The following is a 15,192-nucleotide window of genomic DNA, read 5'->3' as shown; positions in this document are numbered from 1 at the left end:
GGCGCCGCAGCCCAGGTCCAGCACCCGCAGGCCGCGCAGATCACCCGCGGCCCGGCCGAAGTGCGCGGCCAGATGCTCCAGCAGGTAGGCGCTGCGCAGCTGGTTGAGCACATGCAGCGGCCGCATGGGGCCACGCGGATCCCACCCCAGGGCGGCCAGGCGCTCGTAGCGCTGGCGTTCGGCCGGGTCAATGGTGGGGCTTGGGGCGGCGGCGCTCATGGGGGCTGGGCTGGGTCAGCAAGGTCCTGGCATTGTGCTGGGCGGCCCCGACCCATGCCGGCCTGGGGTTGTCCCGGCTTGGCCAGCACCTGCGGCCGTGCCTTGTGGTTGTGCTAGCCAATCAATCGAACTACCGATGGCGGAATGGGTCGCAAACAAGGGTTACCAAATCCCGGCAGGACAAGAATCAGCGCCGCCTGCTGACGGCTGTGCTGGCGCTGATCGTCGGCCTCGGGCTTGCGGCTGCTGCTCGTGGTCTGGACCCTGTTGCGCCGGCACAAGCTCCGGGCCGAGGCTCAGCCCTCATCGTCCTGAGTCGGTGGCCCGGGTGGGCGGCCGCGCCGGGTCGCCGGGGTCTTGTCGGGCCGGATGCCGCGGCGGGCCAGGGCCTCGCGCAGCAGGTACTCGATCTGGGCATTGGCCGAGCGCAGCTCCTGCGCAGCCAGGCGCTCGATCTCGGCCCAGATGGCGGGATCGATGCGCAGTGCAAAGCTTTTCTTGTCCGGGCTGGCCATGGTTAGCGGCGGAGCTGGCGCCGTGGCGCCGTGCCGCCGCGCCCTAAAGCCGCCATCGGCGGCGGGCAAAGGTCCGGCCAGGCAAGAGGGAACAGCCTGCGCATTGAGCTTCAGTCCCTACCGGGTCGGGGCGAACCCGTATTGAAGCGCCCGGCCAGCTCGGCGTGGTAGTAGGCCAGGGCGAGGGTGCCGCCCCAGAGCATCGCCGAGAGCTCGGTGAGCACCAGAGCCAGGCCTGAAAGGGTCAGCGGCCCCATCAGCAGGGCCAGCGGCAGGGCGACGATCGACAAGATCAACGACCAGCGTCGGCCTGCGGCACGGAAGCGGAACAGTCCGATCGTGGCCCAGATGCCGACAGGCAGAAAGGCCAGGCAGACCAGGCCCATGGCCATCACCAGTCCGTCTGGCTGGGCTGCATCCTGCTGCTCCATCAGGTCCCGGAAGGCCGAAGGCAGCAACTGCGGAAAGAGCAGGTCGACGCAGACGGAGGCGATGGCGAGCAGGATGGCCAGGCTCAGCAGTTGGCGGAAGCGGCGGGGTGTCATCGTGTGACTCATGGCGTGTGCCCTATTGATGCAGGCGCGGTTCGGCTCAGTTGTAAAGCGTGCCGGTATTGACGATGGGCTGGGTGTCCTTGTCGGAACACAGGACTACCAGCAGATTGGAGACCATGGCGGCCTTGCGCTCGTCGTCCAGCTCCACGATGGAGCGCTCCGACAGGCCCTTGAGCGCCTCCTCCACCATGCTGACCGCGCCCTGCACGATCTTTTTGCGGGCGCTGATGATGGCCTCGGCCTGCTGGCGGCGCAGCATCACCTGGGCGATCTCGGGGGCATAGGCCAGATGGGTGATCTTGGCATCCTGCACGCTGATGCCCGCCTCGGCGAATCGTGCCTGCAGCTCGGACTTCAGGGCGCTGACCACCTCGTCGGCGCCGGCGCGCAGTGTGGGCTCAGCCGGGGCCAGGTCCTCACCCTCGTCGTAGGCGAACTGGGCGGCCAGATGGCGGATCGCGGCCTCGGCCTGGATGGCGACATAACGCTCATAGTCGTCCACCTCGAAGACGGCACGGGCCGTGTCTTCCACCCGCCAGACCAGGGCGGCGCTGATCTCCACCGGGTTGCCGCGCTTGTCATTGACCTTGAGGGTGGGGGCGTTGAAATTTCGCGCGCGCAGCGAGACGCGGCGCTTGAGGGTCAGGGGATTGGCCCATCGCAGGCCGGCCATGCGGTCGGTGCCGCGGTACTGGCCGAACAGGGTGAGGATGCGGCCCTCGCCGGGCTGCTGCATGTACAGGCCTGCGAGCATCGCGCCGCCGGCGCCCAGCAGCAGGCCACTCAGGATCAGGGCCGTGGCCGGGCGTCCCTGGGTCAGCCAGGCGAGCAGCACGCCGGCCGCCAGTGCACCCAGACCCAGCAGGATGGCCAGATAGCCGTTGGCGGTGCTGGCCGGCGTTTCCTTCAGCCCCGCACCGATGCCGTTGTGGTTCATATGATGTCACTCCCTTAAAAGTGATATCACTTTAATTGCATGCTCGAGGGAATGCAATGGCCTGGCCTGAGCGCCTCATGAAGACCGGAAGGTCTCGCCCGTGCAATAGAAAAGGGCGGCTCCAAGGCCGCCCTTCTCATTGAGACCGAAACCGGTCAGGCCGCGGCTGCGGCGGCGCCTTCCTGGTAGCCACGCGGCACGGCGCCCAGCAGGCGGCGGGTGTACTCCTGCTTGGGGGCGGCCAGCAGGGCCTGGGTCTCGCTTTGCTCGACCACATCGCCGTTCTGCATCACCAGCACCTCGTCGGAGATGAACTTCACCACGGCCAGGTCATGGCTGATGAAGATATAGCTCAGGCCGAACTCGTCCTGCAGATCCTTCAGCAGGTTCAGCACCTGGGCCTGCACCGACACGTCCAGAGCCGACACCGCCTCGTCCAGCACCAGCACCTCGGGCTTGAGCGTCAGGCAGCGCGCGATGGCGATGCGCTGGCGCTGGCCGCCGGAGAACTCGTGCGGGTACTTGTTGAGCGCGCTGTCGTCCAGACCGACCTTCTTCAGCAGGGCGCTGGCCGTGGCCAGGCGCTCGCTGTGGTTGGCGCCGATGCCGTGGATCTCCATGGGCTCGACCAGGGTCTGGCCGATGGTGAAGCGCGGGTTCAGCGAGGCATAGGGGTTCTGGAACACCACCTGGATGCGGCGGCGCATCTTCTGCCAGTCATTGCCGCTCATCTTGAGCAGATCCTTGCCCTCGAACATCACCTCGCCGCCGGTGGGCTCGTGCAGACGCAAGAGGGTCAGGCCCATGGTGGTCTTGCCCGAACCGGACTCGCCCACCACGCCCAGGGTGTAGCCCTTCTTGAGCTGGAAGTTCACGCCCTTGACGGCCTTGAACTCCTTCTTGCCGAACAGGCCTTCCTTGAAGAAGAAGCTCTTCTTCAGGCCGCGCACCTCCAGGATGACGGGGGCGTTCGGGTCCTTGGCCTTGCCCTCCACGCGGGCGCGCTGCTCGCCGTTCTGGCCGGCGATGTGATCGTCGATCACCATCAGGCGGGCCGGGTTCTCGCTCAGCGAGGGGCGGCAGGCCAGGAGGGCCTTGGTGTAGCTGTCCTGCGGGTTCTTGAAGATCTGCGCCACCGGCGCCTTCTCGCGGATCTGGCCGTGGCGCATCACCACCACCTGGTCCGAGATCTCGCCCACCACGCCCAGGTCATGCGAGATGAACAGCATGCTCAGCTTGTGCGTTTCCTTGAGCTTGGCCATCAGCTCCATCACCTGACGCTGGATGGTCACGTCCAGCGCCGTGGTGGGCTCATCGGCGATCAGCAGCTTAGGGCTGCAGGCCAGGGCCACGGCGATCATCACGCGCTGCTGCTGGCCACCCGACATCTCGTGCGGGTAGGCCTTGAGGCGGCGCTTGGGCTCGGGGATGCCCACTTCGTTGAGCAGCTCCTCGGCGCGCACCAGGGCCTGCTTGCGGCTCATGCCCATGTGCTTGATCAGGGGCTCCATGATCTGGTCGGCCACGGTGAACACGGGGTTCAGCGAGGTCATGGGATCCTGGAACACGCAGGCGATCTCGCGCCCGCGCACGCCTTGCAGCTCGGACAGCGAGGTCTGCAGCAGGTCACGACCCTGGAACAGGATCTTGCCTTCGCGCTCGGCGTTGCTGGGCAGCAGGTTGAGGATGGACATGGCGGTGACGCTCTTGCCCGAGCCCGATTCGCCCACCAGGGCCACGGTGCTGTTCTCGGGGATGTCGAAGCTCACGCCCTTGACGGCCAGCTGGCGCTGCATCTGGCCGTCGACCTTGCCCATGCGGAAGGCGACCTTCAGGTCTTGAATACTCAGAAGCATGTCTTTACTCCAGGCCACGCAGCTTGGGATCCAGCGCATCGCGCAGCGCATCGGTGAAGAGCGCGAAGGCGGTGACGAAGATGGCCATGAAGCCGGTCACGGCGGCCAGCTGCCACCAGTAGCCCAGGATCAGCTCGCTCTGGCTCTCGGAGAGCATGGTGCCCCAGGAGACCTGGTCCACGCCCACACCCAGACCCAGATAGGACAGGATCACTTCGCTCTTGATGAAGGCCACCACATGCAGGGAGAGCTGCACCAGGGCCACATGCGAGACATTGGGCAGGATGTGCTTGAACATGCGGCTGGTCTTGGAGGCGCCAATGGCCTCGGCCGAACGCACGTACTCGCGCACCGAATGCTTCATGAACTCCGCCCGGATCAGGCGGTAGATGCCGGGCCAGCCGGCCAGGCCCAGGATCATCACCACCGAGAGCACGCCGCGGCCGAAGATCACGGCGAAGGCGAAGATCAGCAGGATGCCGGGGATGGCGGTGAAGACGTTGTAGAGCCACTCCAGGAAGTCGCCCACCTTGCCGCCGAAGAAGCCCGAGATGGCGCCCAGCACGGTGCCGATGATGGTGGCCACCACGGCCGCCAGCACGCCCACCATGATGGAGACCTCGGCGCCCTTGATCACCTTGGCCAGCACATCGCGGCCCAGGCGGTCACCGCCCAGCGGCAGGGTCTCGGCCTTGACCACTTCCTCGGTCTTGAACTGCTTGGCGCGCTCTTCCCATTCCTGGTAGCGCGGGGCCAGCGGGTCGATGTCCGAGAGGTCCACATTGGGGCCCTTGGGCGTGGCGATGGTGCCCATGGCTTCGGCCGGGGCCGGACCCATGAAGGTGGGCGGCGCATTGGCCACGCCCACTTCCTTCTGCCAGTCCTTGGCCACGAGGCCGGCGCCCGAGGCGATGACCAGCAGCAGGAACAGGCCGACGATGGTCATGCAGACCATGCCCACCTTGTCGGCACGCATGCGGCGCCAGGACGCGGCCCAGACGCCTTCGGAGCGCTGCGGCTTGGCCGCAGCGGTGTTGGGGGTAGAAAGCACTGCGCTCATTTCAGCACCACGCGCGGGTCGACCAGCTTGTACAGCAGGTCAGTCAGGAGGTTGACCACCATGGTCAGGAAGGCGATATAGATCGCGAAGGCCTGGATGACGGGGTAGTCGCTGCGGTTCACGGCCAGCAGGATTTCGCGGCCCAGACCCGGGATCGAGAAGAACACTTCCAGCAGGAAGGAGCCCACGAACACGCCCGGCAGCGCCACCGCCACATTGGTCAGGATGGGGATCATCGCGTTGCGCAGCACATGCTTGAGCAGGATGGTCTTCTCGGTCAGACCCTTGGCGCGCGCGGTGCGCACATAGTCGTGGCCGATCTCATCCAGGAAGAAGGTGCGGTACAGACGGGTCTGCGGCGCCAGGGCCACGGCCACGGCCACCAGCACCGGCAGCGGCGCATAGGTGGTCAGGTTGGTCCAGACGCTGTCGGTCCAGCCCTGCACCGGGAACCAGCCCAGGCGGAAGGCGAACACATACTGGGCCACGATCACATAGACCAGCAGGGAGATGGACACGGCCACCGTGGTGATGATCATCACCGAGCGGTCGGTCAGGCTGCCGCGCACATAGGCCACGCCCAGGGCGAAGGGGATGGCCAGCAGCACTTCCAGCACCAGGATGGGCAGCATCACCGTCAGCGTGGCCGGCAGGCGGCTGGCGAACAGGTTGGCGACCGATTCATTGGTGGCCCAGCTCTTGCCCCAGTCGAAGGTGACGATCTGCTTCAGGAAGATGAAGAGCTGTTCCCAGACCGGCTTGTTCAGACCCAGCTGTTCGCGGATCGCTTCGATCTGTTCGGGGCTGGCATTCAGGCCACCCAGGATCTCGGCGGGGTCACCACCGAAGTATTTGAAGAGGAAGAACACCAGCAGCACGACGCCCAGCAGGGTGGGAATCATTTGCCACAGGCGCCTTATCAGGTATGCCGCCATCGCTGTCGGTCTCCAAGCAAGGTCTAAAACGAAACCCCGGGCACTTGTGGCGACCGGGGTTCCCAGGGCGAAAACAGGCGGGAGTCTAATGGACGCGGACCTGGGGACAACCCGCATTTGCCCTTGGTTTACGGGGAAAAGCCCCGCATGAACCCCATGAACCGGGGCGAAACCGGGCGTTTCTGGGCGAAAATGCGCGCCCGATGCACCCTGGGGGCCGCGCTCCTGGGGTTGCCGTGCATGGCTTTTAGCCTCCCGGCGCCTTAGACTGCGCGGCTTCGCCCGGAGCCCGCGCCCATCCGCGCCGGTCCCCTGTAGTGATGCGCCCCGCCGCCCACAAGGCCGGTGGCGTTGTGGTTTGCGAGATAAGGATTCTTGACGTGATGCGACGTGGATTTGCAAGGGCTGCTGGCCTGGCCGCCCTGCTCGGCGCCTTCTCCCTGACTGTGGCGGCCCAGACGGCCCAGCCCACCAAGACGCTGAGGTATTCCTTCCGCGTGGCCGAAACCGGCTTCGATCCCGCCCAGATCTCGGACCGCTACTCCAAGACGGTGGCCGCCGGCATCTTCGAGGCGCCGCTGGAATTCGCCTACCTAGCCCGCCCCTACCAGCTGCGTCCCTCCACGGCCGCGGCCATGCCCGAGATCTCGGAGGACTTCAAGACCCTGACCTTCCGCATCAAGCCCGGCATCTACTTCTCGGACGATCCGGCCTTTGGCGGCAAGAAGCGCGAGCTCACTGCGGCCGACTACATCTACTCCATCAAGCGCCACTACGACCCGGCGCTCAACAGCCGCAACCTCTATCTGCTGGAGAACGTGCAGATCCTGGGCCTGTCCGAGCTGCGCAAGGAGCTGATGGCCGCCAAGAAGCCCTTTGACTACGACCGCGAGGTCGAGGGCCTGCAGCTGCTGGACCGCTACACCTTCCGCGTCAAGCTGGGCGTGGGTGACCCGCGCTTCATCAACCAGTTTGCCGACTCGGCCTTCCTGGGCGCCATGGCGCGCGAGGTGGTGGAGTACTACGGCGAGAAGAAGATCATGGAGCACCCGGTGGGCACCGGGCCCTACCGTCTGGCCGAATGGCGCCGCAGCTCGCGCATCGTGCTGGAGCGCAATCCGAATTACCGCGAGGAGCTCTACGACGAGCAGCCGCCCGCCGATGCCGACCCGGTGCTCAAGGCCCAGGCCGCCCAGCTCAAGGGCCGCCGCCTGCCCCTGACCGACCGGGTGGAGATCGCCATCATCGAGGAGAACCAGCCGCGCTGGCTGTCCTTCCTGCGCCATGAGGCCGATGTGCTGGAGGAAGTGCCCTCCGAATACGTGAGCATCGCCACGCCCAATGGCAAGCTGGCGCCCAATCTGGCCAAGGAAGGCATGCGCGCGGTGCGCTTCCCCTATCCGGAAGTGGCCTTCAGCTACTTCAATATGGAAGACCCGGTGGTGGGCGGCTACACGCCCGAGAAGGTGGCCCTGCGCCGCGCCATCTCGCTGGCCGTGGACATCGACAAGGAAATCCGCCTGCCGCGCCGCGGCCAGGCCTTGCCGGCCCAGGGCCCCTTCGGCCCCGGCACCTTCGGCTACCGCCCGGACTACAAGTCCGAGATGAGCGAGTACAACCTGCCCAAGGCCAAGGCCCTGCTGGATCTGTACGGCTATGTGGACAAGAACGGCGACGGCTGGCGCGATCTGCCGGACGGCAAGCCCCTGGTGATCGAGTACGCCACCCAGCCCGACAGCCAGAGCCGCCAGCTCATCGAGCAGTGGCAGAAGAATATGGACGCCCTGGGCGTGCGCATCGAGTTCAAGACCGCCAAGTGGCCCGAGAACCTCAAGAGCGCCAATGCCGGCAAGCTGATGATGTGGGGCGTGTCCTGGGTGGCCACCGCACCGGACGGCGACACCTTCCTGGCCCTGGGTGACGGCCGCGCCAAGGGCCAGGCCAACAAGTCGCGCTTCGACCTGCCGGCCTACAACGCGCTCTACCAGAAGCAGAAGCTGCTGCCCAACGGCCCCGAGCGCCAGGCCCTGATGGAGCAGGCGGCCAAGCTGATGATCGCCTACATGCCCTACAAGATCACGGTGCATCGCCTCTTCACCGACCTGGCCCAGCCCTGGGTGATCGGTTTTGACCGCAATGTCTTCATCCGCGATTTCTGGCAGTACGTGGACGTCGACACCGAACGGCTCAAGCAGCAGCAGTCGCGCTGAGCCTGTGCCCCAGAGCCCCTGAGTGCAGCGCCCGACCGGGGCGGCCCGACTAGCGAGAAGCGTGTACCCCACCATGAAGATCCTGCGTCGCCATCTCTGCACTCTGGCCGCTCTGGGCACCCTGGCGGCCCTGTCCCTGGGGCCCATCCGGGCGCTGGCGGCCGATGCGCCGCCCCCCGGGGCCAAGGTGCTGCGCTACGCCTTCCAGGTGGCGGAGACGGGCTTTGACCCGGCCCAGCTCTCCGACATCTACTCGCGCACCGTCACCGCCCATATCTTCGAGGCGCTGTACCAGTACGACCCGCTGGCCCGCCCGGTGCGCCTCAAGCCGCTGACGGCGGCGGCCATGCCCGAAGTCAGCGAGGACTTCCGGACCTGGACCATCCGGCTCCAGCCCGGCATCTTCTTTGCCGACGACCCGGCCTTTGGCGGCAAGAAGCGTGAGCTGGTGGCCGAGGACTATGTCTACAGCTTCAAGCGCTTTGCCGATCCGGCCTTCAAGAGCCCGGCCTGGGCCACGCTGGAGGACGCCGGCATCCTGGGCCTCAAGGCCCTGCGCGAGCAGGCGCTCAAGAGCAAGCAGGCCTTTGATTACGACAGCCCCATCGAGGGTCTGCGCGCCCTGGACCGCCACACCCTGCAGATCCGCGTGCAGCAGGGGCGGCCCCATCTGCTGCAGGCCCTGCTGACCGGCTCCGACCTCTATGGCGCGGTGGCGCGCGAGGTGATCGAGGCCTATCCCGGCAAGAGCATGGAGCATCCGGTGGGCACCGGGCCCTTTGTGCTCAAGGAGTGGCGACGCAGCTCGCGCATGGTGCTGGAGCGCAACCCCGCCTACCGTGAGCGCGTCTACGACGCCGAGCCCGCGGCCGATGACGCCGAGGGTCAGGCCATGCTGGCCCGCTTCAAGGGCCGCCGCCTGCCCATGCTGGACCGGGTGGAGATCTCTGTGATCGAGGAAGCCCAGCCGCGCTGGCTGAGTTTTCTGAACGGCGAGAAGGACTATCTGGAGCGCGTGCCGGCCGAGTTCATCAGCCAGGCCCTGCCCAATGGCCAGCTGGCGCCCGGCCTGGCGCGGCGCGGCATCCAGGCAAACCGCATCGTGGGCCCCGAATCCACCATGACCGTCTTCAATATGGAAGACCCGGTGGTGGGCGGCTACACGGCCGAGAAGGTGGCCCTGCGCCGCGCCATCGGCCTGGCCATCGATGTGGACCGCGAGATCCGTCTGGTGCGCCGCGGCCAGGCCATTCCCGCACAGTCGCCCGTGGTGCCCCACACCACCGGCTACTCGCCGCAGTTCAAGAGCAGCATGAGCGACTTCGATCCGGCCCGGGCCAAGGCCCTGCTGGAGCTCTATGGCTATGTGGACCGCGACGGCGACGGCTGGCGCGAGCTGCCCGATGGCAGCCCCCTGACCCTGACCCGCCACACCCAGCCCGAGAGCGCCTCGCGCCAGCTCGACGAGATCCTGCAGAAGAACCTCAGGGCCGTGGGCCTGCGCATCGAGTTCAAGACCGCCAAATGGCCCGAGAACCTCAAGAGCGTGCGCGGCGGCAAGTTCCAGATGTGGGGCGTGGCCTCCTCGGCCGACAAGCCCGATGCGCAGGCGGCGCTGCAGCGCCTTTACGGCCCGGCCATGGGCGGGCAGAACCTCTCGCGCTTCAAGCTGCCGGCCTTTGACCGCCTGTACGAGCGCATGCAGACCCTGCCCGACGGCCCCGAGCGCCTGGCCTTGATCGAGGAGGCCAAGCGCATCGCCGCGGTCTACCTGCCCTATCGCAACCATGTGCACCGGCTCATCACCGATGTGAACCAGCCCTGGCTGATCGGCTACCGCCGCCCCCTGTTCTGGCAGGACTGGTGGCAGTACGTGGATGTGGCCCCGACCCTGAAAGCCCAACCATGAAACGCAGACAACTCTTTGCCGGCGCCCTGGCGCCCCTCGCCGCCGCCCTGCTGCTGAGCGCTGCCGCGCCCCAGGCCCTGGCCAACAAGGGCGAGGCGGCGGCCGCGCCCAAGGTGCTGCGCTATGCCTTTGTGGCCTCCGAAACGGGCTTCGACCCCGCCCAGCTCAGCGATCTGTACTCGCGCATCGTCACCGGCCATCTCTTCGAGGGCCTGTACAAGTACGACTATCTGGCCCGCCCCTACAAGGTCAAGCCCAATGTGGCGGCCGATATGCCCGAGGTCAGCGCCGACTACCGGACCTGGACCATCAAGCTCAAGCCCGGCATCTTCTTCACCGATGACCCGGTCTTCAAGGGCAAGCCGCGCGAGCTGGTGGCCGAGGACTTTGTCTACGCCTTCAAGCGCTTCTTTGACCCGGCCACCAAGAGCCCCGTCTATGCCGGCATGGCCTCCGTCGGCATGCTGGGCGTGGAGGAGCTGCGCCAGGCCGCCATCAAGACCAAGAAGCCCTTTGACTACGACACCCCGGTCGAGGGCCTGCGGGCCCTGGACCGCTACACCCTGCAGATCAAGCTCAAGGAGCCGCGCCCGCGCCTGCTCTTCACGCTGGCGGACAACAGCCTGTTCGGCGCCGTGGCCCGCGAGGTGGTGGAGCATTACGGCGACAAGATCATGGAGCATCCGGTGGGCACGGGGCCCTTCAAGCTCAAGAGCTGGCGCCGCAGTTCCCAGATCGTGCTGGAACGCAACCCCAGCTACCGCGAGCTGGTCTACGACGCCGAGCCCAATGCCGACGATGCGCGGGCCCAGGAGTTCGCCGCCCGTTTCAAGGGCCGTCGCCTGCCCATGCTGGACGAGGTGCACATCTCCATCATCGAGGAGTCGCAGCCGCGCTGGCTGGCCTTTCTGAACGGCGAGTTCGACCTGGTGTCCGTGCCCCTGGAATTCAGCGGCGTGGCCCTGCCGCATGGCCAGCTGGCGCCCAACCTGGCCAAGCGCGGCGTGCAGCTGGAGCGCGTGCTCAACACCGACCGGGTGCTCTACTACTTCAATATGGAAGACCCGGTGGTGGGCGGCTACACGGCCGAGAAGGTGGCGCTGCGCCGCGCCATCAGCATGGCCACCAATGTGGACCGCGAGATCCGTCTGGTGCGGCGCGGCCAGGCCATCGTGGCCCAGTCCGTGGTGGCGCCCTTCTCCTATGGCTACGACCCGGAGTTCAAGACCGAGAACAGCGACTTCGACCTGCCGCGCGCCAAGGCCCTGCTGGAGATGTACGGCTACAAGGACCGCGACGGCGACGGCTGGCGCGAGCTGCCCGATGGCAAGCCCCTGGAGATCGAGTACGCCAGCCAGCCCGACGCGCTCTCGCGCCAGTTCGACGAGCTCTGGAAGAAGAACATGGACGCCCTGGGCGTGCGCTTCAAGATCAAGGCCGGCAAGTGGCCCGAGCAGCTCAAGAGCGCGCGCGCCGGCCAGCTGCAGATCTGGCAGCTGGGCTATAGCGCCAGCTCGCCCGATGTGCAGGACGGTCTGCAGATCCTCAACGGCCCGGACGCCGGCGGCCAGAACCTGGCGCGCTTCCGCAACGATCGCTTCGACGCCATCTACAAGCGCATGCAGGAGCTGCCGGACGGCCCCGAGCGCCTGGCCCTGCTGCGCGAGGCCCAGCGCATCACGGTGGCCTTCATGCCGCAGAAGTACACGGTGCACCGCATCATCAACGACCTCAGCCAGCCCTGGCTGATCGGCTACAAGCGCCCGCCCTTCGGCAATGTCTGGTGGCAGTACGTGGACATTGACGACAGCAAGCGCGAGACCGCGCGCTGAAGCTGCGCAAGCCGGGCATGAGCTGCATCACCCCGCGCCGCCGCGATCTGCTGCTGGGCAGCCTGGCCGCCGCCGGCGTGGCCTTGCCGGGCGCGGGCCTGGCGGCCACCGACCGCAAGGTGCTGCGCGTCGCCTTCCAGACCGCGGAGGTGGGCTTCGACCCGCCCCAGGTCTCGGACCAGACCTCGGTGCACATCAACGCCCATATCTTCGAGCCGCCGCTCAGCTACGACCCGCTGGCGCCAGGGGCGGTGCTGCGCCCGCTGACGGCGGCGGCCCTGCCCGAGATCAGCGCCGATGCGCGGCACTTTGTCTTCAGCATCCGGCCCGGCATCTTCTTTGCTGACGATCCGGCCTTCAAGGGTCAGCGCCGCGAGCTCGTGGCCGAGGACTATGTCTACAGCATCAAGCGCTTCTTCGATCCGCGCCTGCGCACCGAGCATCTCTACCAGTTCGAGGGTGCCCAGATCCTGGGCCTGAACGAGCTGCGCCAGGCGGCGCTCAAGAGCCAGCGCCCCTTCGACTACGACCGTCCGGTGCCGGGCCTGCGCGCCCTGGACCGCTACCGTTTCGAGATCCGCCTGGCCGAGGGCGATCCGCGCTTCGTGCACCTCTTCGCCAATGCGGGCCTGACCGGCGCCGTGGCGCGCGAGGTGGTGCAGGCCTATGGCGATGAGCTGATGGCCCACCCCGTGGGCACGGGCCCCTTCCGGCTGGCGCGCTGGCGGCGCGGCTCCCTCATCGTGCTGGAGCGCAACCCCGGCTTTCGCGAGCAGCGCTTTGACAGCGTGGCCCCGCCGGACGACGCCCAGGCCCAGGCCATGGCCACGCACCTGGCAGGCCGCCGCCTGCCCCTGCTGGACGAGGTGCACATTGCCATCATCGAAGAAGAGCAGCCGCGCTGGCTGGCCTTCCAGGGCGGCGAGCTGGATGTGCTGACCCTGCCACCGGGTCTGGCGCCCGTGGTCATGCCCGGGGGGCGGCTGGCCCCGCATCTGGCCAAGCGGGGCATGCAGTCGCGCACCAGCCTGGGCCCGGACGTCAAGTTCACCTTCTTTAACTGCCAGGACCCCCAGGTGGGCGGCAACACGCCCGAGCGCGTGGCCCTGCGCCGCGCCATCGCCCTGGCCTATGACAGCGAGCAGGAGAACCGCGTGGTGTTCAAGGGCCAGGCCGTGCCGGCCCAGTCCCTGTTGCCGCCCGTGATCTACGGCCATGACGCCCAGCTGCGCAGCGAGCTCAGTGCCGCCGACCTGCCGCGCGCCCGCGCCCTGCTGGACATCTACGGCTACCGCGACCGTGACGGCGACGGCTGGCGCGAGCATCCCGATGGCCAGCCCCTGACCCTGCGCATGGCCGGCACCGCCCACTCGCGCCAGCGCGCCGTCAACGAGCTCTGGAAAAAGCGCATGGACGCCCTGGGCCTGCGCATGGAATTCGAGACCAGCCAGTTTGGCGAGCTGATCAAGAAGAGCCTGGCCGGCCAGCTGATGATGTGGGGCTTCAGCTGGGACATCAGCACGCCCGACGGCGACTTCTTCCTGGCCATGGCCTACGGGCCCAATGCCGGCCAGTCCAATGACGCGCGCTGGCAGCTGCCGGCCTATGACCGGCTCTACGAGCGCCAGCGCCGCCTGCCCGACGGCCCCGAGCGCCTGGCCACCATGCGCGAGGCCAACCGGCTGATGCTGGCCTATATGCCCTATATCGCGCATTCCCACGCCATCCGCGTGGACCTCTGGCAGCCCCAGGTGCAGGGCTACCGGCGCCACCCCTTCAACCGCGACTGGTGGCGCTACGTGGATCTGCAGGGCTGAGCCCCCGGCGCGCGCTGGTCAGCGCCGCATGCGGCGCAGGGCCAGAAAGGCGATGGCCCCGGTCAGCCCGGCGATCAGGGCCAGCATGATCCAGAAGCCCCGGCCATGCTCGGCCAGCGGTATGCCGCCCACATTCATGCCGAACAGGCCCGAGACCAGATTGATGGGCAGGGCCAGCACCGTGACCATGGTCAGGGTGAAGAGGCTGCGGTTATTGGCCTCGGCCACGCGGGTGGCGCTCTCGTCCTGCATCAGCTTGATGCGCTCCTGCAGGGCCGCGATATCACCCAGCACCAGGGCGAACTCCTCGCTGGCCCGGCGCAGCTGCTCGCGCGCCTCCACAGCCACCCAGGCGGGCGGCCGGCTGAGCATGCGCAGCAGGGCATTGGGCTCGGGGGCCAGCAGGCGCTGCAGCCGCACCATGAGGCGGCGCAGCGAGGCGATCTCGGCGGTCTGGGCCTCGGGGCGACCGGCCAGCAGGGCGTCCTCGATCTCGTCCACCCGCTGCGTGGCCTGGCGCACGATGCGTTGCAACTCATCGGCTTGGTCATTCAGCAGATGGGTCAGCAGCTCCAGGCCCGAGCCCAGGGGCTCGCCGCGACGCACGGCCATGCGCAGCCGGTCCACCGAGCGCAGCGGCCGGCGCCGGGCGCTCAGCACCAGTCCGGGGCTCAGGGCCAGCCACAGCGTGGCCAGGTCGCTGGCCTCGAAGCTGAAGTCGAAGGTCACGTCATTGATCACGGCCAGCAGGCAGTCGCCGTCGCGCTCGATGCGGGTGGAGCGTGAGGCGCTCTCGTGCAGGGCTTCAAAAAAGCTCTCGGGCAGATCGGTGGCGTGCTTGCGCAGCCAGGTCTCGGCCCCGGCATGGCTGAGATTGAAGTGCAGCCACAGCACGCTGCCATCGGCGGCGGCGCTGTCCGCATGCAGGGGCAGGGCCTCGCTGGCCTGGCTCAGGGGTTCGGCCGGGCGCTCCGGATGCAAGCGGTAGCCGCAGATCAGACCGTCGGCATCGCAGCCATAGCTGGAGATGGCGGCGGGAGCGCCAGGCAGGCCGGCCATGGGCTGAGCGCGGCCCTCAGTGCGGGGCCGGCTGGCCGAAGCAGCCGCCGGTCAGGTCGGCAAAGGCGTTGAACAGCCAGGGGCTGCCCGGCATCACGGTGTAGTGGCGGCGCTGGCCCGTGGAGCGGCGGCGCAGGGTGATCAGATGGCCCAGCTCGCTGCGCGGGCCGCTGCGCAGCTCGAAGTCCCGGGGCTCGAAGCCGGCACGGCTGAGCGTGCTGGACAGCGGTGCCCAGAGCGGGTACTGCTCAACTCCGCCTGAGGTCCGCGAGCGGGCTTCATCAAGCGG

At 67.6% G+C, this 15,192-nt stretch carries 12 protein-coding genes and 1 pseudogene; 4 read left to right on the top strand and 9 right to left on the bottom strand.

Annotation, left to right across the window (positions count from 1 at the left end; genetic code table 11):
• The 7 genes and pseudogenes from ACK5F2_RS07540 to ACK5F2_RS07510 form a co-directional block, all read right to left on the bottom strand.
• Nucleotides 1-219: pseudogene (locus tag ACK5F2_RS07540) on the bottom strand (hypothetical protein); the annotation flags it as partial.
• 296 nt (nt 220-515) lie between these two features.
• On the bottom strand, nt 516-734 hold the full coding sequence (locus ACK5F2_RS07535; RefSeq protein ID WP_409863859.1) for a hypothetical protein: 219 nt from the start codon (nt 732-734) through the stop codon (nt 516-518).
• Between the two features lie 110 nt (nt 735-844).
• Entirely contained in the window at nt 845-1,291 is a 447-nt protein-coding gene (locus ACK5F2_RS07530; protein WP_409863858.1) for a hypothetical protein, read from the bottom strand.
• Between the two features lie 34 nt (nt 1,292-1,325).
• A complete protein-coding gene (locus ACK5F2_RS07525) occupies nt 1,326-2,225 on the bottom strand; it encodes an SPFH domain-containing protein (protein ID WP_409863857.1) in 900 nt (299 codons plus the stop codon).
• Nucleotides 2,226-2,380: 155 nt separating this feature from the next.
• Complete coding sequence (locus tag ACK5F2_RS07520; RefSeq protein WP_409863856.1) at nt 2,381-4,081, bottom strand: ABC transporter ATP-binding protein; 1,701 nt, start codon at nt 4,079-4,081, stop codon at nt 2,381-2,383.
• Nucleotides 4,082-4,085: 4 nt separating this feature from the next.
• Nucleotides 4,086-5,141 carry an ABC transporter permease gene (locus ACK5F2_RS07515; RefSeq protein WP_133602071.1) on the bottom strand — a complete coding sequence of 352 codons (1,056 nt, stop codon included), beginning with the start codon at nt 5,139-5,141 and terminating at the stop codon, nt 4,086-4,088.
• A complete protein-coding gene (locus ACK5F2_RS07510; protein ID WP_133602072.1) occupies nt 5,138-6,076 on the bottom strand; it encodes an ABC transporter permease in 939 nt (312 codons plus the stop codon). The genes ACK5F2_RS07515 and ACK5F2_RS07510 overlap by 4 nt, the downstream gene beginning before the upstream one ends.
• 383 nt (nt 6,077-6,459) lie before the next feature.
• Here ACK5F2_RS07510 and ACK5F2_RS07505 point away from each other — a divergent pair, with 383 nt between their 5' ends.
• The 4 genes from ACK5F2_RS07505 (at nt 6,460) to ACK5F2_RS07490 (ending at nt 13,844) form a co-directional block, all read left to right on the top strand.
• Nucleotides 6,460-8,286 carry an ABC transporter substrate-binding protein gene (locus ACK5F2_RS07505; protein WP_409863860.1) on the top strand — a complete coding sequence of 609 codons (1,827 nt, stop codon included), beginning with the start codon at nt 6,460-6,462 and terminating at the stop codon, nt 8,284-8,286.
• A 73-nt stretch (nt 8,287-8,359) separates the two neighbouring features.
• Nucleotides 8,360-10,195, top strand: coding sequence for an ABC transporter substrate-binding protein (locus ACK5F2_RS07500; protein WP_409863854.1), 1,836 nt, complete (start codon nt 8,360-8,362; stop codon nt 10,193-10,195).
• Nucleotides 10,192-12,027 carry an ABC transporter substrate-binding protein gene (locus ACK5F2_RS07495; RefSeq protein WP_409863853.1) on the top strand — a complete coding sequence of 612 codons (1,836 nt, stop codon included), beginning with the start codon at nt 10,192-10,194 and terminating at the stop codon, nt 12,025-12,027. The genes ACK5F2_RS07500 and ACK5F2_RS07495 overlap by 4 nt, the downstream gene beginning before the upstream one ends.
• Nucleotides 12,028-12,044: 17 nt before the next feature.
• Nucleotides 12,045-13,844 carry an ABC transporter substrate-binding protein gene (locus ACK5F2_RS07490; protein WP_409863852.1) on the top strand — a complete coding sequence of 600 codons (1,800 nt, stop codon included), beginning with the start codon at nt 12,045-12,047 and terminating at the stop codon, nt 13,842-13,844.
• Nucleotides 13,845-13,862: 18 nt separating this feature from the next.
• Here the strand turns inward: ACK5F2_RS07490 and ACK5F2_RS07485 are convergent, their stop codons facing one another.
• Together ACK5F2_RS07485 and ACK5F2_RS07480 are read right to left on the bottom strand one after the other, a co-directional pair.
• Nucleotides 13,863-14,903, bottom strand: a complete 1,041-nt coding sequence (locus ACK5F2_RS07485) for a transporter (RefSeq protein ID WP_409863850.1) — start codon at nt 14,901-14,903, stop codon at nt 13,863-13,865.
• 16 nt (nt 14,904-14,919) lie between these two features.
• Nucleotides 14,920-15,192, bottom strand: a 273-nt coding sequence (locus ACK5F2_RS07480) for a hypothetical protein (RefSeq protein WP_409863849.1), incomplete at its 5' end; no start/stop codon positions are given.

The organism is Roseateles sp. (genome assembly GCF_046300915.1).
Classification (GTDB): Bacteria; Pseudomonadota; Gammaproteobacteria; order Burkholderiales; family Burkholderiaceae_C; genus Kinneretia.
The sequence above is the reverse complement of the archived record's forward strand: the minus strand, read 5'-3'. Positions and strand labels throughout refer to the sequence as shown.

Coding starts and splice junctions, on each gene's coding strand:
- ACK5F2_RS07535 (WP_409863859.1), bottom strand. CDS start 734: ATGGCCAGCCCGGACAAGAAAAGCTTTGCACTGCGCATCGATCCCGCC.
- ACK5F2_RS07530 (WP_409863858.1), bottom strand. CDS start 1,291: ATGAGTCACACGATGACACCCCGCCGCTTCCGCCAACTGCTGAGCCTG.
- ACK5F2_RS07525 (WP_409863857.1), bottom strand. CDS start 2,225: ATGAACCACAACGGCATCGGTGCGGGGCTGAAGGAAACGCCGGCCAGC.
- ACK5F2_RS07520 (WP_409863856.1), bottom strand. CDS start 4,081: ATGCTTCTGAGTATTCAAGACCTGAAGGTCGCCTTCCGCATGGGCAAG.
- ACK5F2_RS07515 (WP_133602071.1), bottom strand. CDS start 5,141: ATGAGCGCAGTGCTTTCTACCCCCAACACCGCTGCGGCCAAGCCGCAG.
- ACK5F2_RS07510 (WP_133602072.1), bottom strand. CDS start 6,076: ATGGCGGCATACCTGATAAGGCGCCTGTGGCAAATGATTCCCACCCTG.
- ACK5F2_RS07505 (WP_409863860.1), top strand. CDS start 6,460: ATGCGACGTGGATTTGCAAGGGCTGCTGGCCTGGCCGCCCTGCTCGGC.
- ACK5F2_RS07500 (WP_409863854.1), top strand. CDS start 8,360: ATGAAGATCCTGCGTCGCCATCTCTGCACTCTGGCCGCTCTGGGCACC.
- ACK5F2_RS07495 (WP_409863853.1), top strand. CDS start 10,192: ATGAAACGCAGACAACTCTTTGCCGGCGCCCTGGCGCCCCTCGCCGCC.
- ACK5F2_RS07490 (WP_409863852.1), top strand. CDS start 12,045: ATGAGCTGCATCACCCCGCGCCGCCGCGATCTGCTGCTGGGCAGCCTG.
- ACK5F2_RS07485 (WP_409863850.1), bottom strand. CDS start 14,903: ATGGCCGGCCTGCCTGGCGCTCCCGCCGCCATCTCCAGCTATGGCTGC.